General features: G+C 44.8%; 19 protein-coding genes. 16 read left to right on the top strand and 3 right to left on the bottom strand.

Going from position 1 to position 21,532, the window contains the following annotated elements:
* Positions 1–212: 212 nt before the first annotated feature.
* The gene (locus tag QZ998_RS00200; RefSeq protein WP_296557016.1) at positions 213–2,159 is read left to right on the top strand and encodes an NAD(+) synthase; all 1,947 of its coding nucleotides are present in this window, start codon (positions 213–215) and stop codon (positions 2,157–2,159) included.
* A gap of 87 nt (positions 2,160–2,246) precedes the next feature.
* On the opposite strand, the gene QZ998_RS00205 is transcribed toward QZ998_RS00200, so the two are convergent.
* Positions 2,247–2,651 carry a helix-turn-helix transcriptional regulator gene (locus QZ998_RS00205; RefSeq protein WP_296557017.1) on the bottom strand — a complete coding sequence of 135 codons (405 nt, stop codon included), beginning with the start codon at positions 2,649–2,651 and terminating at the stop codon, positions 2,247–2,249.
* A gap of 250 nt (positions 2,652–2,901) precedes the next feature.
* Here QZ998_RS00205 and QZ998_RS00210 point away from each other — a divergent pair, with 250 nt between their 5' ends.
* Together QZ998_RS00210 and QZ998_RS00215 are read left to right on the top strand one after the other, a co-directional pair.
* The gene (locus QZ998_RS00210) at positions 2,902–4,581 is read left to right on the top strand and encodes a DEAD/DEAH box helicase (protein ID WP_296557019.1); all 1,680 of its coding nucleotides are present in this window, start codon (positions 2,902–2,904) and stop codon (positions 4,579–4,581) included.
* Between the two features lie 124 nt (positions 4,582–4,705).
* Complete coding sequence (locus tag QZ998_RS00215; RefSeq protein ID WP_296557022.1) at positions 4,706–6,091, top strand: MATE family efflux transporter; 1,386 nt, start codon at positions 4,706–4,708, stop codon at positions 6,089–6,091.
* Between the two features lie 65 nt (positions 6,092–6,156).
* Here QZ998_RS00215 and QZ998_RS00220 read toward each other — a convergent pair whose 3' ends face one another.
* Complete coding sequence (locus QZ998_RS00220; protein WP_296557024.1) at positions 6,157–6,630, bottom strand: ribonuclease III domain-containing protein; 474 nt, start codon at positions 6,628–6,630, stop codon at positions 6,157–6,159.
* Entirely contained in the window at positions 6,615–8,012 is a 1,398-nt protein-coding gene (gene cysS, locus QZ998_RS00225; protein WP_296557025.1) for a cysteine--tRNA ligase, read from the bottom strand. Before cysS ends, QZ998_RS00220 begins: the two co-directional genes overlap by 16 nt.
* A 153-nt stretch (positions 8,013–8,165) precedes the next feature.
* Between cysS and QZ998_RS00230 the strand changes: the two genes are divergently transcribed.
* From QZ998_RS00230 to QZ998_RS00290, 13 genes are all read left to right on the top strand, one after another.
* Positions 8,166–8,456, top strand: a complete 291-nt coding sequence (locus QZ998_RS00230; protein WP_296557026.1) for a YerC/YecD family TrpR-related protein — start codon at positions 8,166–8,168, stop codon at positions 8,454–8,456.
* A gap of 40 nt (positions 8,457–8,496) precedes the next feature.
* Positions 8,497–9,714 (top strand): pyridoxal phosphate-dependent aminotransferase, encoded by a 1,218-nt coding sequence (locus QZ998_RS00235; RefSeq protein ID WP_296557028.1) that lies wholly within the window; start codon positions 8,497–8,499, stop codon positions 9,712–9,714.
* A gap of 20 nt (positions 9,715–9,734) precedes the next feature.
* Positions 9,735–10,046, top strand: coding sequence for a PspC domain-containing protein (locus tag QZ998_RS00240; protein WP_296557030.1), 312 nt, complete (start codon positions 9,735–9,737; stop codon positions 10,044–10,046).
* A 1-nt stretch (position 10,047) separates the two neighbouring features.
* A complete protein-coding gene (gene tsaE, locus QZ998_RS00245; RefSeq protein WP_296557031.1) occupies positions 10,048–10,509 on the top strand; it encodes a tRNA (adenosine(37)-N6)-threonylcarbamoyltransferase complex ATPase subunit type 1 TsaE in 462 nt (153 codons plus the stop codon).
* 117 nt (positions 10,510–10,626) lie between these two features.
* Entirely contained in the window at positions 10,627–11,331 is a 705-nt protein-coding gene (ispD, locus tag QZ998_RS00250; protein WP_296557032.1) for a 2-C-methyl-D-erythritol 4-phosphate cytidylyltransferase, read from the top strand.
* Positions 11,332–11,519: 188 nt separating this feature from the next.
* Positions 11,520–12,482 carry a thiamine pyrophosphate-dependent dehydrogenase E1 component subunit alpha gene (locus QZ998_RS00255; protein WP_296557033.1) on the top strand — a complete coding sequence of 321 codons (963 nt, stop codon included), beginning with the start codon at positions 11,520–11,522 and terminating at the stop codon, positions 12,480–12,482.
* A gap of 14 nt (positions 12,483–12,496) precedes the next feature.
* Positions 12,497–13,498, top strand: coding sequence for an alpha-ketoacid dehydrogenase subunit beta (locus QZ998_RS00260; RefSeq protein WP_296557056.1), 1,002 nt, complete (start codon positions 12,497–12,499; stop codon positions 13,496–13,498).
* A gap of 15 nt (positions 13,499–13,513) precedes the next feature.
* A complete protein-coding gene (locus QZ998_RS00265; RefSeq protein WP_296557035.1) occupies positions 13,514–15,514 on the top strand; it encodes a 2-oxo acid dehydrogenase subunit E2 in 2,001 nt (666 codons plus the stop codon).
* A 192-nt stretch (positions 15,515–15,706) separates the two neighbouring features.
* Positions 15,707–17,164, top strand: a complete 1,458-nt coding sequence (gene guaB, locus QZ998_RS00270; protein WP_296557036.1) for an IMP dehydrogenase — start codon at positions 15,707–15,709, stop codon at positions 17,162–17,164.
* An 8-nt stretch (positions 17,165–17,172) separates the two neighbouring features.
* On the top strand, positions 17,173–18,720 hold the full coding sequence (guaA, locus tag QZ998_RS00275; RefSeq protein WP_296557037.1) for a glutamine-hydrolyzing GMP synthase: 1,548 nt from the start codon (positions 17,173–17,175) through the stop codon (positions 18,718–18,720).
* A gap of 313 nt (positions 18,721–19,033) precedes the next feature.
* Complete coding sequence (locus tag QZ998_RS00280; protein WP_296557039.1) at positions 19,034–20,185, top strand: Fic family protein; 1,152 nt, start codon at positions 19,034–19,036, stop codon at positions 20,183–20,185.
* A 174-nt stretch (positions 20,186–20,359) separates the two neighbouring features.
* A complete protein-coding gene (locus QZ998_RS00285) occupies positions 20,360–20,953 on the top strand; it encodes a DUF1819 family protein (RefSeq protein ID WP_296557040.1) in 594 nt (197 codons plus the stop codon).
* A 1-nt stretch (position 20,954) separates the two neighbouring features.
* Positions 20,955–21,530 (top strand): DUF1788 domain-containing protein, encoded by a 576-nt coding sequence (locus QZ998_RS00290; RefSeq protein WP_296557041.1) that lies wholly within the window; start codon positions 20,955–20,957, stop codon positions 21,528–21,530.
* Positions 21,531–21,532 lie beyond the last annotated feature (2 nt).

The following is a 21,532-nucleotide window of genomic DNA, read 5'->3' on the forward strand; positions in this document are numbered from 1 at the left end:
CAATGTGGATAACCTTGTTGATTAATTGGGGAAACCGCCAATAGCGCCAATGTAATGGTAAAACAACAAACAGGGCAATTGTGCATAATAAAATCAAGGTTAAACACAGGCTGTGGAAAATAAAATAAGATTGTCATTGATCATAAATGGCGATATAATAAAAGTCATCGAAAAGAGAAAAATGAAAAATATAAAAAGTTAGGGTGAAATAGATGCACAAATACGGATTTTTTAGAACGGCCTGTGCTGTTCCTAAACTAAAATTGGCAGACTGTCAATATAACGTCAGTGAAATCATTACGATGGCAGCCAAGGCTTGGGATCAGGGTGTTGAGGTATTGTTGTTTCCGGAGTTGGCAATCACCGGCTATACCTGCGGGGATCTGTTTTTTCAGCGCGAGCTTCAGATGAATGCGGTAAAGGCTCTTGATAGTCTGTGCCAATGGTCTGACGGTAAGAAGATGCTGATCGCAGTCGGCTTGCCACTGGCCATTAACGGGAGTTTGTATAACTGCTCGGTGCTGTTAAACGATGGTAAAATACTGGGTATTGTGCCTAAAACCTACATTCCCAATCATCAGGAATTTTATGAAAAACGGTGGTTTGCCTCGTCAAAATCGCTGAGTAAAACAGAAATTATCATTTGTTCGCAAAGGGTTCCAATTGGAACAGACCTGCTTTTTCAGCATGTTCATCGCGAAGAATTTGTGGTCGCGCTCGAAATCTGCGAGGATTTGTGGGTACCCATTTCACCAGGGAGCTTTCACGCCCTGGCGGGGGCAACTGTGATTCTGAATCCTTCCGCCAGCAACGAGGTGGTCGGGAAAAGTGATTATCGCAGAGAATTGATCCGCTCCCAGTCGGGTCGCTGTAATGCCGCCTATCTCTACACCTCAGCGGGATTTGGGGAATCCACCAGTGATCTGGTGTTTGGTGGAAATGCGATTATTTGTGAACGGGGAATATTGATTAAGGAACTGCCCAAATTTAATCTGGGCAATGAATTGCTAATCGCTGATATCGATGTTGAATCCTTAACCCATGACCGACAAATGCAGCATGGCTTTGGCGAATCGGTGCATCTGCTCAAGGATCATTCCTACCGCACCATTGCATTTGAAACGTTGAGCACCAATGATTTTGAACGGGAAATAAATCCCCAGCCCTTTGTTCCGGCTGACCCAAATCGCCGCAGTGAACGCTGCGAAGAGATCTTTAATATCCAAACCATCGGTTTGGCGACACGTCTGTTGCATCTTGGTAATGCCCCGATGGTGGTCGGGATATCCGGCGGGCTCGACTCCACCATGGCACTGCTGGTTTGCGTTAGTGTCTGTGATCGTTTTGGTATCCCGCGCGAAAAAATTCATGCCGTCACAATGCCCGGCTTTGGCACGACTGACCGTACCTATGATAACGCGGTGGCCTTGATCAAGGGACTTGGTGCGACCTTCCATGAGATTTCGATTGTTGCGGCCTGTACCGCACACTTTAACGATATCGGCCACCCGATCGATCTCCACAATGTAACCTACGAGAATTCCCAGGCTCGGGAACGCACCCAGATCCTGATGGATCTTTCCAATAAGTTGGGTGGGATCGTCATCGGCACTGGTGATCTATCCGAGTTGGCGCTAGGCTGGGCGACCTATAATGGCGATCACATGTCAATGTATAGCGTCAATGCCAGTGTCCCCAAAACCCTGATCCGTTATCTGGTTAAGTGGGTGGCAGACCATTCACCCGAAGCGGAGATTCGCAAAATTCTCTATGATGTTTTGGATACTCCGGTTTCCCCGGAACTGCTGCCTCCCGATATCGATGGAAAAATCGCCCAAAAAACAGAAGAAACAGTCGGTCCCTATGAACTCCACGATTTCTTTATCTATCAAATGGTGCGCCATGGTTTCTCGCCGGAAAAAGTATATTTCCTGGCCAGTAAAGCTTTTGACGGTATCTACGAAAAAGCGGTTATTTTTAAATGGCTAAAGAACTTTTACCACCGTTTCTTCAGCCAGCAGTTTAAACGCAACTGCCAGCCCGACGGCCCAAAGGTAGGCTCGGTATCCTTTTCGCCCCGCGGTGACTGGCGGATGCCCTCCGATGCCCATGCCACCCAATGGCTCAAGAGCCTCGAGAAAATGGAACCAAGAGATTAACAAGGGTCTGACCCCTTGGTCATTGGTCGGTACGGTAGTTTATCGATAACAAAAAAGAAGCTGTCCGAAAACAGCTTCTTTTTTGTGTTATTCTTTTTTAGCGTAGTGCTGGATCAGAACCTCATGTTTGAAGTTAATGAAATCCAGGATTTCCTTTTTACCCTCTTCGCTGGTCATCGCATATCCGAACAGGCCGAGCAGGTCTTTCATTTCTAATGGCTTAACGAGTTGTTCGGCCGAGTTTAGCGATCCCTCTGATTTGAGTTTGGCGTCATTGAGTGAGGTGGCGTTGTCAGTTCGACAAAGCAAATAGTCTACCGATACATCAAAATAATCGGCGATTTCAACTAGCAATTGGTTTTCAGGAAGGTTTTTATCTTTCTCGTACTTGGAAATCGAGCTTTTGTTTAAATCAAAATGCTCAGCAAAATCCTGCTGGGTCATATCCTTATTAATACGCAGTCGTTTTAATCGTGTGCCAAAAGTAGACATGGTTGTTTCCTCCAAAAATTATTCATAATCTTAGTATGAATGAGTAAGATCAATACACTTGTATTTAGTCAGATTATATACTAAGTGACCATCAATTGACTATAAGATTTGTAAAAAGGTGCCAAATCGGAAATAATTAAGGTGCTGCGTGAATCATAAGCATTATTTCTTAATGATTGTTAAATAAAGCTTGCTTTATATAAAAAGTTGGTTTAAAATTAGGTGTTATATATTCGAGAAAGGATACTAAATGAAATTTACAGAATTAGAAATTAATGAACAACTGCTACAAGGCATCGAAGAAATGGGCTTTGTAGAAATGACCGAAATCCAGGAACGAGCGATACCACAATTAATGATGGGAGGAGACCTGATTGGAAAGTCACAAACAGGAACAGGAAAAACTGTTGCGTTTGCCATTCCCGCCATTACAAAGCTTGACCCTTCCATAAAGAAAGTACAAGTTTTAGTTCTATGCCCAACCCGAGAGTTGGCAGTACAGGTCTCAGACGAATTTAAAAAAGTACTCAAATATCAAAAAGGTATCAAAGTGTTGCCAATTTTCGGTGGCGCATCGATTGAAAATCAGATTAGGGACCTTAAATCGGGGGTTCAGATCGTTGTCGGCACACCTGGCCGGGTGATGGATCACATGCGACGTAAAACCTTGAAGCTCAGTGAGGTATCAATGGTGGTACTCGATGAAGCCGATGAAATGCTAAACATGGGATTTAGGGAAGATATTGAATTGATTCTGGACGAAATCGCCCATGAAATTCAAACGGTGCTATTCTCAGCGACAATGCCAAAACCGATTTTAAAAATTGCCGAAACCTACCAGAAAAATCCGGTGCTAGTGGAAATTTCCCCGAAAAACATGGTCGCGACCAGCATTGAACAAAAATACTTTAACATTAACGATCATCATAAGTTTGAAGCACTCACCCGATTACTGGATGTCTATAAACCGCAACGATCGCTGATTTTTTGCAACACCAAGAAATATGTCGATGAAATCACCGATGATCTTAAGAAACTGGGTTATTCGGTTGATAAAATTCATGGCGATATGCGTCAGATTTCGCGGATGGCGGTTTTAAAAGATTTCAGCCGTGGTAATCTGAATATCCTGGTGGCAACCGATGTGGCAGCCCGAGGAATTGACGTCGATGACGTCGATATCGTCTTTAATTACGATGTACCGGACAATGAAGAATATTATGTCCATCGAATTGGTCGAACCGGACGAGCCGGAAAAAGCGGAATCTCCCTGACCCTGGCACGTTCGAGAGATCAGTTTAGACTCAAAAAAATCACCGACTATACCAAAAAAAGTATCGAACGGGATTTAATCCCAACGAGTGCCGTCATTAATGATATCAAGATTGCTCATTTCCACGAACGCTTCAAGATTCGTGCCGATAAGGGCGCTGAAAAGGGCACCCTAGAAACCTATGTGAAAATTATTGATGATCTGGTTGAAAAAGGCTACACCGCCGAAACCATTGCCGCTGTTTTGCTGCAGGCGCAATTGCCGCTGTCAGAAGCCGAAGATCTTAATACGATTGAACGACGTCCTAGACGTACTGATGGAGCTCCGCGCCGCGATGGCCGGGATGGCCGCGACGGTCGAGTTCGTCGCGAAGGCGGATCTAGAGATGGTGGTTCGCGTCGCGCTGGTCCAGAAAAAACGAAACGTCTTTTTATCAGTGTTGGCGAAAAGGATCATGCCCAAAAACGTGATATCCTCGGCGCCATTTGCGGAGAATGCGGTATCCCTTCGACAGCCGTCGGTAATATCGATATGTACGACAAATTTACCTTTGTCGATATTGATGAAGAACAAGCTAAAAAAGTAGAAAAGAAGTTAAACGGAAAAATCATCAAAGAACGCAAAGTAAAAGTAGAAATATCAAAAAAGAAAAAATAATTTAAGCATAATTAGAGTTTAAATAGAACCTGGGTGTGAGGCTGACTTTGTCCTTGGATTCAGGTTTTTCTTGATCATATTACGCGTGTGTTTTAAATGAATTGAATGAACAAGGAGGTGCCGCATGAAAGACATACAAGCAGAAAAAAAGAATAAATTGGGCGTGGTGCCAATACCGAAGCTACTCTTTTCAATGTCCATACCGGCGATCATTTCGATGATGATTCAAGCCATGTATAATGTTGTCGATAGCATCTTTGTGGCTCAAATTGGGGAAGAGGCCTTAACCGCGGTTTCGCTGGCATTTCCCATCCAGATAGTGATTATCTCCTGTTTTGTGGGCATGGGAATTGGCATAAATTCGTCGATCTCAAGGCGACTGGGCCAGAATAAAAAAAACGAAGCCACCAATGTCGCGGAGCATGGTTTTTTGCTGGCGATCTTGATCGCAGTGGTGCTGGGAATCCTGGGATTTTTTACTGCTGAAGCATTTATTAGTCTGTTTACTGACAATGCCAATATCATTGCCCAGGGTCGGGCTTATCTAATGATTGTGACGGTTTTTTGTTTTGGCAGTTTTATCACCCAGGCAGCTTATTCGACCTTGCAGGGTAGCGGCGAAATGATCCAGCCGATGGTCGGACAGATTATCGGTGCAGTGGTCAATATTATTCTCGATCCGATTATGATTTTTGGCTGGTTTGGCTTGCCCGCGCTGGGAGTAACCGGTGCTGCTATCGCCACGGTTATCGGTCAGCTGTTTGGGATGTCCTATATGTTATTGGTTATTTTCAAAAGCAGCAAGAATTATCTCAAATTGGATTATCGGGTGTTTCATTATGATCCCGTAATCGTCAAAGATATTTTCAAGGTTGGCTTGCCCGCGGCGATTATGCAGGGGCTGGCATCACTGATGATTACCGGCTACAATTTGATTCTGGCTGGATTTGGGATGTCGGCAGTGGCTGTTTTTGGGGTTTACTTTAAAATTCAATCGATCATCTTTATGCCGATCTTTGGCTTGGGACAGGGTGCCATGCCGATCTTTGGTTTCAATTTTGGAGCCAAAAACAGGGAACGCTTTAATGAAACCCTAAAGGTTGCGATCACTGCCGCCCTGAGTATCATGACCATCGGCACCCTGCTGTTTTGGATTTTCCCGACTCAAATTATGATGGCCTTTAATCCGTCTCCTGAAATGATGGCAATTGGAATCAAAGCTTTGAGAAACATCAGTCTGGCTTTTCCAATGGCGGGGATCTCGATTATGCTTAGTGTCAGTTTCCAGGCCATCGGCAAAGCCTATGTCAGTATGATTGCATCCTTTATTCGGCAGATGGTGGTGCTCTTGCCGGTTACCTATCTGTTGGCTCTGGCCGGCGGTTTGGATTGGGTCTGGTATGGCTTTATCATTTCAGAAATTGCCTGTCTGTCCTATGAGGTTTATATGTACCGGGGATTCCAACGGAGTATTTTTAGTACCTGGGACGCCAGTCCGGCAGTGATATAAAACGAGCAAAAACTAATAAAAAAAAGATCTTCAGAAAGCAATTCGCTTTTGAAGATCTTTTTTTATCATTTGCTGATTGAATTAATCACATCGATGCTCTGATAAATCAGATTTTTCATCCGGTCAACCTCTCCGCAAAGGAAGAGGTAGCCAATCAGGGTTTCAAACCCGGTGGCATAGCGGTAGTCTGACGGGTTGGCGTTTTTGGGAACCTGGGAGGCGGTGTTGCGACCCCGCTTAACGATGCGTTCCTCGGCATCAGAAAGCTGTGGCAGCAGTTCTCTGATAATTTGAGCCTGGGCACTGGCGCGGACATAGCAAATCGAGGTTTTAGTCATGACATTGACATTCTGGTGACCACAGCCGAGCAGATATTTGCGGACCAGATCCGAAAATATCCCATCGCCGATATAAGCCAGCGCCAGCGGGTTCATGGCAGCGGCTTGTTCCCGGCTATAGTGCGTATCGATGGTGGTTTGGATGGTTTTGAGGCGGTCTGAATTTTCTGATGTTGGTGTTGGGGTCAGGCTTTTTTCCATTTAACACCTTCCCGGGTATCTTCCAGGACAATGCCTTTAGCCAGGAGTTCATCGCGGATCTCATCGGCTCGTTTAAAGTCTTTGGCTTTTCGAGCCGCCTGGCGTTGCTCGATCAGGTCTTCAATTGCTTCATCCAGATTGCTTTCTTTTTCTTTTACCGCTAACCCTAAAACTCCGGTCAGTTCGGCAAAAAGGTTTTGCCCGGCAATCATTGCTGGTTTGGAAGAAGCGGCATCGAGATTGGAGTTAAGATCTCGGACCAATTCAAAAATCACGGCAATGGCATCGGCGGTGTTGATGTCATCGTTCATGGCGGCGATAAAATCGTGTTTGTACTTAGCCAGCGAATCGATCCAGCCCTGTTCATTTTCGGTTGCGGTATCGGCACTGGCGTTTGCCAGCAAGAATTCCATCTGAAATTTGGCGGTATAAAAGCGTTCCAGGGCACTGGCGGCCTGCTGTAGCAGCGGTTGACTAAAGTTAACCGGGCTGCGGTAATGAGCCATCAGTAAGAACATCCGCACCGCTTCCAGGTCAAAGCTTTTGGCGATATCCCTAACGGTGAAGAAGTTGCCCTTGGATTTAGACATTTTCTCGTTATCGATATTAATATAGCCGTTGTGCACCCAATAGTTGGCAAAGGGTTTGCCGCAGCAGCCTTCGGATTGGGCAATTTCATTCTCATGGTGGGGGAAGATCAGGTCTTGACCACCGCCATGAATATCGATGGTATCGCCCAGATGTTTTTTGGACATCGCCGAACATTCAATATGCCAGCCCGGCCGCCCCTGGCCCCAGGGACTGTCCCAATAGGGCTCGCCATCTTTTTTCTTTTTCCAGAGGGCGAAATCCAGGGGACTGTGTTTTTCGTCATTGACATCAATCCGAGCACCGGATTTTAAATCATCAATCGATTGTTTCGATAATTTGCCATAATCTTTAAAGGCATCGACATGATAGTAGACATTGCCGTCGACATTATAAGCCAGTCCTTTTTCTTCTAAAGTCTCGATCATCGCAATGATTTCGGGCATGTGTTCACTGACCTTGGGATGGACAGAAGCGCGTCTGATCCCGAGGGCGTCGGCATCGGTAAAATATTCGGCGATGTATTTTTCCGAAACATCACCGGGGGAAATCCCTTCTTCATGGCTACGGTTGATGATTTTATCATCAACATCGGTAAAATTCTGGATAAAGGTTACCTCGTAACCGGTGTATTCCAAAAACCGCCGCAGCACGTCAAAAACGATAAAAGGACGGGCGTTGCCGATGTGAAAATAGTTGTAAACAGTTGGTCCGCAGGAATACATCCGAACCTTGCCCGCTTCAATCGGGACAAAGGTTTCTTTCTTCTGGGTTAGGGTATTATATAATTTCATAAAGTTCACCTTTCAATTTATTTCTTTACTGCAATGTGTTATGATAACATATTATACACTAAAGATAAGATTAAGTGTCAATGGATAAAATTTTTTAGGAAGAAAATTTCGTATCGTCCAAAATGAAAGCTACGAAATGAATGAGGATTGTCGATGGAAGCAAATACAAAACGAAAAGTCCTGGCCCAGGCGATTTTAGCCCTTGAAAACGAAGCGGATTGTAATCTGTTGCTTGAAGACCTGTGTACGATCAAAGAAATTGAAGACATGGCTCACCGTTTTGAAATTGCCTATCTACTGTCCCAGGGAAAAACCTTCATCGATGTTGAAAAACTGACTGGAGCCAGCTCAGCCACCATCAGCCGCGTTAACCGCTGCCTCAAACACGGCAAAGGCTACCGCAACATCATCGAAAAAATGAAAAAGGACCATACATTGGAGTAGTCTTATCTAAAATTTAATATTAAAGGAGTTGAGTGTAGTGATGAAGGCTGTGAAAAAGTCGAAGAAGTTGGACAACGTTTGTTATGATATTAGAGGACCGGTGGTTGAAGAGGCGGATCGCATGGAACGGGACGGCATTGACATTATTATGCTCAACACCGGGAATACGGCCCCCTTTAATTTAAACGCGCCGGATGAGATTATCCAGGATGTCAAATATAATATGCGGCCAGCCGAAGGCTACTGCAATTCCCAGGGGATTTTCTCAGCCCGGAAGGCCGTGGTTCAGCATTATCAGACCAAGGGTCTGATGGATCTCAAGGTCGATGATGTTTTTCTTGGCAATGGTGTCAGTGAATTGATTCTTTTTTGTATGCAGGCGCTGCTCGATGATGGCGATGAAATCCTGGTTCCGGCACCAGACTACCCGCTATGGTCGGCTGCGGTCAACCTATCGGGAGGCAAGGCTGTCTATTATATCTGTGATGAAGAAGATGAGTGGAACCCTAACCTTGCCGATATCGCCAGTAAGATTACCCCCAATACCAAGGGGATCGTCGTTATTAATCCTAATAACCCCACCGGAGCCCTTTATCCCAGGGAGATTCTTGAGGGGATTGTCGATCTGGCCGTTGCTAACAACTTGATTATTTTTGCCGACGAAATCTATGATCGGGTTCTCTATGATGATGCAGTTCATATCCCGATGGCAACCCTGACTGAGGAGGTGCTGGTGGTGACCCTTAACGGCTTGTCAAAATCACATCGAATTCCCGGTTTTCGGGTCGGTTGGATGATCTTGACCGGCAACAAGGAAGGTGCCAGTGATTATATCGAGGGGATTAAAATGCTTTCCAACATGCGGATGTGCTCCAATGTTCCGGGCCAGCATGCCATCCAGACGTCACTAGGCGGTTACCAGAGCATGAATGATCTGCTTAAGCCCGGGGGGCGACTCTACGAACAGCGCGAGATTGTCTGTAAGCGGATCAATGCGATACCGGGTCTGTCTTGTGTCAGACCCAAAGCGGGATTTTATGTCTTTCCCAAAATTGATACGGAACTATTTAACATCACCAGCGATGTCCAGTTTGCACTGGATTTTCTCAAAGCAGAACATGTCCTGATGGTTCAGGGAACCGGCTTTAACTGGCCCCATCCCGATCATTTTAGAATCGTCTTTTTACCCCATCCTGAAGATCTGTTAGAAACCATGGATCGGCTGGAACGGTTTATGGAAAACTATCAACAAGAATAAGTGTGAAGAACGGAAGAATAATGAAAAAACAATTAATGAAAAGTAAAAAACGAGCAATCGTGGCCGGTGTTTGCGCTGGTCTTGGCGAATACTGCAACATTTCGCCCTGGGTTTTTAGAGGGTTATTATTAGTATTACCGATCGTCTTACGAACTTTTGGGTTAATGATTGGTGTTGGAATTTATATTTTCCTGGCGGTGGTTCTACCCGGTAATCGGCGGATTGCCGATCAGGATGTCGTCGAAGTGGATTATGAGATAGTTGATGATGAAGATGAAGAGATCATTGACTTCAGTGACGAAAAGACAGGCTCCAAAGAAAAGGTTGATTAAGATGCAAGAAAAAAGAATCATCACAAAATCAAGTCAGGAAACCTTTGATTTTGGAAAACATTTGGGGGAAGCCATCGACTTCCCCCTGATTATTTTTTTACAAGGTCAAATGGGTGCCGGAAAGACCCTCTTTTCAAAAGGCTTTGTAGCTGGAATGGGCATCGATGATGAGGTTACCAGCCCGACCTATACGCTTGTCAATGAGTACGGTACCCCCCCTAGAATTTTTCATTTTGATTTGTACCGGCTTAAGGATCCGGATGAGCTTTATGAGATGGGCTTTGAAGATTACCTCAGCCAGGGTTGTACCCTGTTGCTGGAGTGGCCGGATCTGGTGTGGCAAGATCAGCTTGAGCCGCGGCTTGAAATCTGTCTAAAAACCTGTCTGGAGACCCCGCAGCAGCGGGAAATTATTTTAAAAACAGACCACCCCAAAGTGGCCCAGATATTAAAGGCGCTATAAATATCCTGATCGGATAAAAACTCCGGTGAAGCGGCAATTGGCAGCGGTGGAGCCTGAGCCTTTATCTCTGGGCACCTAATTAAGGGGATCTTAATAATTAATAATAAGGTGACAAAGATGGAAAAACTTCAAACTAGCGTGATCATCCCCGCCGCCGGCTTAGGTCGGCGGATGAACGCCTCGGTCAGCAAACAATATCTCCGATTAAACGGAAAACCGATCTTAGCTCATACCCTGGATGTGTTTGAAAAATGCCCCCTGATTAATGAAATCGTGTTGGTTATCAATCCCGAGGAACGAGATCTCTGTCAGGATCAGGTCATCGCAGCCTATCCCTATACCAAGGTCAAATTGGTGGCAGGCGGCAACACCCGGCAAGAGTCGGTTTATGCCGGTTTGGAAGCGGTCGATCCGCAGACCCGGATTGTCCTGATCCATGATGGTGCCAGACCGCTGATCCGCGAGTCGGTGATTCGCAAAAGCATTGCCGAAACAGTCACGCATCAGGCCACGGTGGTAGGGGTGCCGGCTAAAAATACCATCAAAATAATTAATGAAGAAGGCTTTGTCGAACATACCCCGGATCGAAACCTTCTGGTGGAAATCCAAACCCCCCAAACCTTTGCTTATGATTTGATCAGAGCAGCCCACCAACAAGCCCGTGAAGCGGGAGTGGTCGGCACTGATGATGCTTTTCTGGTGGAACGGCTAAAGATCCCGGTTAAGATCGTGGTTGGTGACTATAGCAATATTAAAATCACAACCCCCGAGGATTTGATCATCGCCGAAGCGATCATCAGGCAGCTGGCCAAAAACGATTGATTGGACAAAAAATTAAAAGATTATTAATAGAAATAAAGAATGAAGTGAAAAAACTGTTATTTTATGTAGTTTTTCGCTTCATTCTTTATTTATTGGGGAATAAAAGATATAATGACAAAAGCAATTAAAACAAAATACTAAGGTTATTCACCTTTTTAAAATATACTTAAGAGAATGTGGAGGAAACCATGATTGAATTATCAGAAGAACTTCTATTAAGAATGTACTATAAAATGAATCAGGCTCGCTATTTTGAAGAAAAACTGGATGAACTTGTTTCAAAGGGAAAGGTTCACGGAACGGTTCATCTGGCCATCGGTCAGGAAGCCTCAGGGGTGATGCCTTGTCTGGCACTGGAAGAGGGCGATCTGGTGTCGATGAGCCATCGCAGTCATGTCCAGGCGATCGGTTTTGGATTGGATGTCAATCTGATGATGGCAGAGTGTCTCGGGAAATATACCGGCTACTGCAAGGGTAAAGGTGGTTCGATGCACATTGCCGATGTCGAAAATGGAAATCTTGGCGGCAATGGCATCGTCGGAGGCGGCTTTAACCTGTCCTGCGGGGCGGCACTGACCCAAAAATACCATAATACCGGCAAGGTTGTTTTGTGCTTCGCCGGCGATGGTGCCACTAATACGGGTAGTTTTCATGAATCCCTGAATCTGGCCTCGATCTGGAAGCTGCCGGTGGTTTTTTTTATTGAAAACAATCAGTATGGGATGTCAAATCCGGTTGAAAATCACATCAATATTGAAAACATCTCAGACCGTAGCGAGGCTTATAACATCCCCGGCCTTACGATTGATGGCAATGATTTTCTGGGTGTTTACAATACCGCGACCAAAGCCCTGCGTTATGCCAGAGCAGGTAAAGGTCCGGTGCTGATCGAAGCCAAAACCTATCGCTACAGTGGACACTCTAAAAGCGATAAACAACTGTATCGCGATAAACGCGAGCTTCTTGAATGGCAGAAGAAAGACCCGCTTTTGAAGATGAAAGAATACCTCCGGGAGAACCGCGTTTTTACAGAAAAACAGATCCTCAAAATGGAAGAGGAAGCCAGGGTTTCGATTGAACAGGCGGTCGAATTTGCTCAAAAAAGTCCACAGCCCGAGCTGACCACAATTTTAGAAGATGTCTATGCGTGAGAGGTTGAATAATGATGAAAACAAGTGATATGATAAAAATGACCTACCGCGACGCCATCCGTCTGGGAATAACAGAAGAAATGCGTCAGGATAAAGATGTCATTTTTTTAGGTGAAGATATTGGTACATACGGCGGTGCCTTTGGGGTGTCAAAGGGTTTGCTGGAAGAGTTTGGTGAAGAACGGATTCTCGATACGCCGATTTCAGAAGGCGCCATTGTTGGCACCGCGGTGGGAGCGGCAACCACAGGCCTGCGCCCGATTTGTGAGATGATGTTTATGGATTTTATTACCCTGGGCATGGATGCCCTGGTCAATCAGGGCGCGAAAATGCGCTATCTGTTTGGCGGTCAGTCTCAGGTGCCAATGGTGCTAAGGCTGCCAGCTGGATCCGGAACCGGGGCAGCGGCGCAACACAGTCAGAGTCTCGAAGCCTGGTTATGCCATGTGCCCGGACTAAAGGTAGTAACCCCTTCCAGCCCGGCCCAGGCAAAAGGGCTGATAAAAGCGGCCATCCGGGATAATAACCCAGTCTGTTTTATCGAGCATAAGATGCTCTATGATGCGGTCGGGCTGGTTCCAATCGATGAAGACTATATCCTGGAAATTGGAAAAACGATTGTCGAACGTCCCGGCAAGGATGTTACCATTGTTGCTTACGGTACCACCCTGCTAAAAGCCATTGAAGCGGCCGAGTTTTTAGAGGAAGAAGGGATTAAGGTGGAAATTCTTAATCCGTTGACCCTGTATCCGATCGAGATGCAACCGATCATTGATTCAGTTATAAAAACCGGCTGTCTGATTGTCGCCCATGAGGCGGTTAAAACCGGCGGCCTGGGTGGCGAAATTGTTGCCCGGGTGGTCGAAAGCGAAGCCTTCGACTACCTGACAGCGCCGATTATTCGTCTGGGCGGGCTGGATGTTCCGATTCCTTTTAATCAGGAATTAGAGGCCGCAACAGTACCCCAGCGAAACGATTTCGTGCATGGCGTCTATCGCCTCCTTAACCGGATATAAGGAGTTGGCAGAATGATGGAAAAAGAAATAATCTTACCGAAAGAGAAGCTTAATATGGCAGCAGAAAATGTGACAAATGCCGCAACCCTTGAGTCGGCAGAAACAATCATAAAAGAGGCCGTGTGCGATGATAATCAGCATCAAGACGGGGCGGCCGAGATAAGCACAGAGCCACCAGCCGCGGTCACCCCAGAAAGCTTAGAAGAGCATCAACAATTAGCTGAGGATATCGTAACAGAAGATCCGAAAGAAGAAAATCTGGAAGAGAAACTGACAGCGGCGATTGCAGCACTGGAAAGAAACTTAGAAGAAACCATCAAAGAAGGCATCAAAACAGAAGCTACCGAAGAGCTACCCGCTAACGCGATTCGGGGAATCCTCAAAGATGAAGAAATTGAAGAGCCGCAGGAAAACCCCGGTCAACCCGATCCCCGCGCGGGAAAGGTCAGAGCAACCCCGGCGGCAAGACGGATTGCCCGGGAATTTAAGGTAGAACTTGATCAGGTCATCGGCAGTGGACCAAAGGGAAGAATTGAAACCGATGATGTTAAGAAATTGGTGGTTATTCAACCGGGAAGTTTGAATTACAAATCAAAAGAACCGGTGGTAATCAAAACAAATCTGGAAAAAATAGCCGGGAATCCCAGCAATCTCTTTTCAACGCCAGTGAAGCTGGAAGAGGTTCCCGAACCACCGCTTAAACCCCGCAAAAAACTTAGAGATATGAACCAAAAAACAGAAAAGCTTCCCAATCCGGAGTTGGATTTTGTCCCCTTTGTCGATGAGAATGATGACAGGTTAAAAGTGCAAGACGTTGATGTAGTGACTAAAATATCAGAACTCGACTTTGTTCCCTTTGTCGATTTGAAAGCGGAACCGCTGCGGGAAGAAATCATTGTTAAACCAACACCGATGCATGTGCTTTATGAAAATGAAGAGCAGGATCAGGCGTTTATAAACCGTAAAAGCCGCGGTTTACCAAAAAGAACACCGAGTCAGGATCAATATCAAACTAAAGCCAAAGCGCCAATAAGTCCAGATCAAGCGGTTGTCAAAGCAGTCGACAGTGAAGTGAAAACCAGTGAAAATAAGCCCGTTAACAGCCAAATAACGGAACTAGTAAAAAATCAGCCGGAGGATCTTTTGCCAGAAACCGATCAACCAGAAGTTTTTGAGACTGCAGCCACTGATACCGAAAAGGTTGAACCGTTAGAGAGCCACGCTGATCCGGTTCAGCCAGCTCAAGAACTGATTCAGCAACCAGAGAACGTTAACAATGAGCAAGCAATGGCTGATCAAAATGATGATGAAAAAGATGTAAAAAACCTTGAAAAAATTATCGCCCCAACGCTAAGACCCAAAGCAATCAGAAAATACCTGGTAAAAAGCACCGGGGAAGTACCGGTCATCAGCTTAACCACGGAAATTGACATGACCGAAATTAAAGATCTCAGAAAGAAGATTACCAAGAAAATCGAGGAACAGGCGAAATATCGCTGTACTTATACCGATTTTCTGCTATTGGCAACCTCCCGGGCACTAATTAAGCATCCTTTGATTAACGCCCGACGGGAGGGCGATCAAGTGGTTGTCCATGATCATGTGAATATCGGCTTAACCGTTGAATCCGAAAGTGGTTTTATCGTGTCGGTGATTCCTAATAGTCAGACGATGAGCTTTGTCGAGATCGTCAAAAGTCGCGGTGATCTTTTAAAGGCAGTCAAAAACAAACATCTGCCCGAGGATCAAGAGGCCACCACCACCTTTACGATTACCAACCTGGGAATGTATGGGATCCGCGAGTTTACCGCGATTATCAATCAGACCAACAGTGCCATCCTCAGCGTTGGCGAAGTGGTTCAGCGGATCCGGATTCACCAGGGCGAACCGGTCGTTCGATCGGTGATGAAAATTAGCCTAAACCTCGATCAACGGGTAGCCAATGGGGTCGACGGCGCAAAATTCCTTCAAGACATTAAAGCCGACATGGAGAATCCGCCCCTATTATTATTTTAGCCTGAAAATTGCTTAACTCAAGAAAAGATAACGTTACCAAAAAAATAAGTATTGTCACATTTAAGCTAATTGTGTTAGACTAAACAGCATAATAGAAGATTACCGAACATACATGAAGCAGATGAAAAGCAATGGCCAATTGTCTGCTTTTTTTGTATCTAAACAAGAGTTGAATTCGAAAGGAGTACAAGGTTGGAGAAGATATTAAAGGAAGGCATTACCTTTGATGATGTATTGTTAATCCCAGGAAAATCAGAAGTGTTGCCAGGGGATGTCAACACCGGCACCCGTCTGACAAAAAAAATTGCCCTGAATATTCCCATCATGAGCGCCGGCATGGATACCGTTACCGAGGGACGATTGGCGATTGCGATGGCCAGAGAAGGCGGCATCGGGATTATTCATAAAAATATGACGATTGAAGAACAGGCTTTTGAAATTGACAAGGTTAAACGCTCAGAAAACGGGGTTATCGTTGATCCGTTTTTCTTATCACCGGATCATAATATCGGTGATGCCCTGGAGCTGATGTCCCGTTATCGGATTTCCGGCGTTCCCATCACCGTTGCAGGAAAATTGGTGGGAATCATCACCAACCGCGATCTGCGCTTTGAAAGTGACCCCAAAAAGAAGATCAAAGACGCGATGACAAAAGAAAACCTGGTGACCGCTGAAGAAGGTACTACCTTAGAAAAAGCCGAAGCCATTTTAAAACAATACAAAATCGAAAAACTTCCGATTGTCGATTCTGAAAACAATTTAAAAGGTTTGATCACCATTAAAGACATTGAAAAGAGCATTAAATATCCCAATGCCGCTAAAGACTATCGCGGTCGACTGATTGTTGGCGGTGCTGTTGGCATTAGCAGTAACACCTTTGAACGCGTCGATGCATTAGTTAAAGCCCAGGCGGATGTGATCGTCGTGGATACCGCTCATGGTCATTCGATTGGCGTCATTAAAACTGTCAAAGCGATCAAAGAAAAATATCCCGAGGTTCAGTTGATCGTCGGAAACATTGCCACTGGAGCCGCCGCCAAAGATTTAATCGAAGCCGGCGTTGATGCCCTTAAGGTCGGGATCGGCCCCGGTTCTATCTGTACCACTCGAGTGGTAGCAGGGATTGGCGTCCCACAAGTCACGGCGATCTTAGATGTGGTTGAAGTTGCCAAAGAACACGATATTCCAGTGATCGCCGATGGTGGGATCAAGTATTCCGGTGATGTCGTTAAAGCGATTGGCGCCGGTGCTGACGTGGTGATGATCGGCAGTCTCTTTGCCGGGACTGATGAAAGCCCGGGAGAAACCATTATCTACCAGGGTCGTAGCTTTAAAACCTACCGCGGGATGGGCTCTTTAGGAGCCATGAAAGATGGTAGCTCGGATCGCTATTTCCAGGAAGGTCAGAAAAAACTGGTTCCTGAAGGCGTTGAGGGTAAGGTTCCCTACAAAGGATCATTAGCCGATACGGTCTACCAACTCGTTGGTGGCCTCCGTTCAGGAATGGGCTATTGTGGTACGCCAACGATTAAGGATTTAAGAGAAAAATCACAGTTTATGAAAATAACCAGTGCCGGTTTGATCGAAAGTCACCCACATGACATTTCCATCACCAAAGAATCACCGAACTACAATAGCGCGCAATTTTAGGAGAATTTATGATAGCAAAGCATTATCAAGATGAAATTATTCTCATTGTGGATTTTGGAGCACAATACAATCAACTGATCGCCCGACGGGTTCGAGAAGCCCGGGTGTATTCTGAGGTTGTTCCCTATGATATTAGTCCCGATGAGATTCGTCAGAAAAATCCCAAGGGGATTATCTTCACTGGCGGGCCTTCTAGTGTTCATGAAGAGGGAGCACCGCTTTGTGACCCGGAAATTTATAACATGGGGATTCCGATTTTAGGGATCTGCTATGGCGCTCAGCTGATGGCTGAGCAGCTACAAGGTGCAACTAATTCTGCCGATATTCGGGAGTACGGAAAAAAAGCCCTGAAATTTGAAACAGACTCGGTGTTGTTTAAAGATATTCCCGATGGTTCGACCTGCTGGATGAGTCACACCAATTATATCCAGACAATCCCGGAAGGATTCTGTATCACTGCCACGACTGACTCCTGTCCGACCGGTGCCATGGAATGTCATGAACGCAAGCTCTATGCGGTGCAATTCCATCCCGAAGTGGAACATACCAAATATGGTAAAGAAGTGTTAAATAACTTTATCTACAATGTCTGCGGCTGCCAAGGTTTATGGACCATGCATAACTTTGCCCAGGAACAGATTGAAGCGATTAAAGAACAGGTTGGTGACCGGCGAGTCTTATGCGCCCTCAGTGGCGGCGTTGATTCTTCGGTTGCGGCAACCCTGGTTCACCAGGCCATCGGTGATAAGCTGACCTGTATTTTTGTCGATCATGGTCTGCTGCGAAAAGATGAAGGCGATCAGGTTGAAGCAATCTTTAAAAACCGCTTTAATATGAACTTTATCCGGGTAAACTGCGAAGAGCGTTTCCTTGGTAAACTGGCAGGCGTCAGTGATCCCGAACAAAAACGAAAAATCATTGGTACCGAGTTTATCCGCGTCTTTGAAGAAGAATCCAGTAAATTAAACGATATCGATTTTCTATTACAGGGAACCATCTATCCCGATGTCATCGAAAGCGGCACCAAAAATGCGGCGGTCATCAAAAGCCATCATAATGTTGGTGGACTGCCCGATGATGTTAATTTTGAACTGATTGAACCGCTTAGAAACCTCTTTAAAGATGAGGTTCGGGCAGTCGGTGAAGAAATCGGGTTGGATCACGATCTGGTCTGGCGGCAACCCTTCCCGGGACCAGGTCTGGCCATTCGGGTGATGGGTGATATCACCAAAGAAAAACTGGACATCTTAAAAGAAGCTGATTTTGTCTTTCGCGACGAGATTGCCAAAGCTGGCCTGGATGAAGAAATCTGGCAATACTTTGCGGTGTTGCCAGGAAACCGCAGCGTCGGGGTGATGGGTGATGAACGCACCTATGATTACACCATCGGCCTGCGCGCCGTTACCTCAGTTGATGGGATGACCTCCGACTGGGCGCGCATCCCCTTTGATGTTTTAGAAAGCATCTCCACCCGAATTGTTAATGAAGTCAAGCATGTCAGCCGGATTGTTTATGACATTACCAGCAAGCCACCCTCAACGATCGAGTGGGAATAGGCGGGATAAGAACAGTTAATCAAGTTATAGTCGCATACTAGCGGTTTACAAGGAATAGGAACGCTACGATCTTAATATGGATAACAATCAATAGGTGGTTATGATGTACTGCATGGAATGCATGCAATCATAGCCACTTATTTTTTTGACTATTTGTCCAAAATGCGTTAATAATAAAGATCCAGATCGGGGAGATTAAAAAAAGGTAAAATTGAAATATAAAAATGAATGGGGCTTTATATTTCAATATAATTGACTAAATGAAATAAAAGCGATATGATAATTAAATAATTTCATTTTAGGAGTATTGTCGATGAATACCAGAGCAGGTGAATACCGTATCAATTTAAAAGGGACAATGGAATACAAATATTTTCTGCCCAAGCCCCTCCCCCCAAATCCGGCAATTGAATATGATCAAGAGATGGTAGAATTGCTGTCAAAAGCAAATAGAAGTGTGGGAATTTTACAGGGAATATCAAGTCAGGTTCCGGATATTGATTTATTTGTATCAATGTACGTGAGAAAAGAAGCGCTGTTGTCATCCCAAATCGAAGGAACACAGGCAACATTAGATGATATTTTAGATCCAAACCTTGATGATAATACGAACCTTGAGGTTGAAGAGGTCATTAATTATATAAGGGCTGCGTCTTACGCAAAACAAAGAGTGAAGGCATTGCCGATATCCAGTCGATTGCTGAGGGAGATCCACGAAATTTTATTAGCAGGGGCAAGGGGAAGCGAAAAAAATCCAGGCGAGTTTAGACGATCGCAAAATTGGATCGGTCCCCAGGGAGGAAGTTTAAAAGATGCGCGATTTGTGCCGCCCAATGTTAACGATATGATTGATGCGATGTCAGATTTAGAGATATTTATCAATCAAGAAGATGCACTGGATCCATTAATCAAAACAGGACTCGTACATTATCAGTTTGAAACGATCCATCCTTTTTTAGATGGTAATGGTCGAATTGGACGTTTGATGATTAACTTATTTTTAATGGAAAGAAAAGTAATTAGTTATGAAACGCTATATATATCCTATTTCTTAAAAAGAAATCGAATTGAGTATTATGACAGGCTGATGGAAGTAAGATCAAAAGGAAATTTTGAACAGTGGATCAAGTTTTTCATATTAGCTGTTTATGAGTCAGCTGAGGTTGCTATCCAAACGATTGAAAAACTTGTTAAATTAAATGAGCAGAACACACGCCTCGTAGAAAATAATGTCGGGAGAGCTAAAAAGACCGTCAAGTTGGTGTTAAAATACCTTGAAGGTCACCCGATTATTGATATTAAGAAAACCAGCGCAGCCCTGGACCTTTCATATAATACTGTTTCTAGTGCAGTCAAGCAGCTTATCGATTTGGGGATTTTGGTACAAACAGTGAGTGGACAAAGAAATCGAGTTTTTGCTTATGAAGAATATTTGCAAATCATGAGAAAAGACACTGAATATTAGAAACAAAGCAGAAGCATGCAGGTGCATAATAATTCAGATGTGAATAATGTCATTAAATTCCACAAATGATTTCTTTGTCAACTTAGAAAAAATTGGTTGAGAAACTTAGGATTCAAAATAAACCCCATAAGTGGTACAATAATAACACGACAAAAACCGAATTGGAGGGTGATCATGGAATATAGCGCCGGAATGGTTTCAAGCCTGTTTTGGCTCAGCGAAACCCGAAAAACAGCCCTGCTTTTGCAAGACGGCAACGACGTTGTGGCGATCCGGGATCTTGCCCAGACCGAAAATATTTATCAGGTTAAAAATAAAATGCGGGCCCGAAAAATGGCCAATGTCATCATCAAGCGTCTTCACAGTCTGCCCGATGACTGTTTAGAATTGATCGTAACCGCTGATATTGCCACCGTCAAGCTGATTATTCTGATCAGCATTATGAAGACCGATCGGCTTTTTTTTGAGTTTATTCATCAGGTGTACCGCCCGGCGATTCTTTTAGGGGAGACAGTCATCACCGACCGAGCTATCAACAGCTTCTTTGATGAAAAAAAACAGCAAAACGAAACCGTGGCAGCATGGACTGAAATAACCACCAAAAAGTTAAAGCAGCAATATATAAAGAATCTGCTTGAAGCCGGGGTGATTCAAAACAAAGAAGAGCAAAGAAAAATTATCATTCCCCTGGTTGACTACAACCTGAGAAAAATACTAGAAGATCATGGCTTCACAGCTTACTTGAATGCCATAACTGGAGAGGCCTAACATGAACAACATCGAAACCCGCTTGGATCAAATTGAAGCGAAAATCACAACCGATGACTTTTTAAAAAACAAGGGTCTGGGCAATGAAGTGGGCTACTACATCTTTGACTATGCCCCCCAGAACGAACTAAAGGTTAGGCAGCACATTGCCTATCTTAAAGCGAAAATTAATAAATCAGCCAGCGGCGTAAAGATTGTCGAGTATGACCTCTACCAACTGGTGATTACCATTTTAAGAGAACGGGGCTATCTGGAAAAGTGCTTCCAGTTTGAAAAAACAAAAGGTCTGGATTATACCTACCAGGCCATTATTAAAATGCTCCGCCTGACCAGCAAGACCAATCTGCTAGTCAACCATATTGTTGAGCATACCCCAGATCATTCGGTGATTTTTATTACCGGGGTAGGAAAATGCTATCCGATTGTGCGGTCCCACAATGTCCTCAACAATCTTCATCAGGTGCTGGATTCTGTGCCAGTGGTGATGTTTTTCCCCGGTGTTTATTCTGGCCAGGATTTACAGCTCTTTGCTACCATTAAAGACGATAACTACTACCGGGCCTTCAAACTCATTTAAAG

The organism is uncultured Acetobacterium sp. (assembly GCF_927416815.1).
In the GTDB taxonomy this organism is placed as follows: Bacteria; Bacillota; Clostridia; order Eubacteriales; family Eubacteriaceae; genus Acetobacterium.

Coding starts and splice junctions, on each gene's coding strand:
- QZ998_RS00200 (WP_296557016.1), top strand. CDS start 213: ATGCACAAATACGGATTTTTTAGAACGGCCTGTGCTGTTCCTAAACTA.
- QZ998_RS00205 (WP_296557017.1), bottom strand. CDS start 2,651: ATGTCTACTTTTGGCACACGATTAAAACGACTGCGTATTAATAAGGAT.
- QZ998_RS00210 (WP_296557019.1), top strand. CDS start 2,902: ATGAAATTTACAGAATTAGAAATTAATGAACAACTGCTACAAGGCATC.
- QZ998_RS00215 (WP_296557022.1), top strand. CDS start 4,706: ATGAAAGACATACAAGCAGAAAAAAAGAATAAATTGGGCGTGGTGCCA.
- QZ998_RS00220 (WP_296557024.1), bottom strand. CDS start 6,630: ATGGAAAAAAGCCTGACCCCAACACCAACATCAGAAAATTCAGACCGC.
- cysS (WP_296557025.1), bottom strand. CDS start 8,012: ATGAAATTATATAATACCCTAACCCAGAAGAAAGAAACCTTTGTCCCG.
- QZ998_RS00230 (WP_296557026.1), top strand. CDS start 8,166: ATGGAAGCAAATACAAAACGAAAAGTCCTGGCCCAGGCGATTTTAGCC.
- QZ998_RS00235 (WP_296557028.1), top strand. CDS start 8,497: ATGAAGGCTGTGAAAAAGTCGAAGAAGTTGGACAACGTTTGTTATGAT.
- QZ998_RS00240 (WP_296557030.1), top strand. CDS start 9,735: ATGAAAAAACAATTAATGAAAAGTAAAAAACGAGCAATCGTGGCCGGT.
- tsaE (WP_296557031.1), top strand. CDS start 10,048: ATGCAAGAAAAAAGAATCATCACAAAATCAAGTCAGGAAACCTTTGAT.
- ispD (WP_296557032.1), top strand. CDS start 10,627: ATGGAAAAACTTCAAACTAGCGTGATCATCCCCGCCGCCGGCTTAGGT.
- QZ998_RS00255 (WP_296557033.1), top strand. CDS start 11,520: ATGATTGAATTATCAGAAGAACTTCTATTAAGAATGTACTATAAAATG.
- QZ998_RS00260 (WP_296557056.1), top strand. CDS start 12,497: ATGAAAACAAGTGATATGATAAAAATGACCTACCGCGACGCCATCCGT.
- QZ998_RS00265 (WP_296557035.1), top strand. CDS start 13,514: ATGGAAAAAGAAATAATCTTACCGAAAGAGAAGCTTAATATGGCAGCA.
- guaA (WP_296557037.1), top strand. CDS start 17,173: ATGATAGCAAAGCATTATCAAGATGAAATTATTCTCATTGTGGATTTT.
- QZ998_RS00280 (WP_296557039.1), top strand. CDS start 19,034: ATGAATACCAGAGCAGGTGAATACCGTATCAATTTAAAAGGGACAATG.
- QZ998_RS00285 (WP_296557040.1), top strand. CDS start 20,360: ATGGAATATAGCGCCGGAATGGTTTCAAGCCTGTTTTGGCTCAGCGAA.
- QZ998_RS00290 (WP_296557041.1), top strand. CDS start 20,955: ATGAACAACATCGAAACCCGCTTGGATCAAATTGAAGCGAAAATCACA.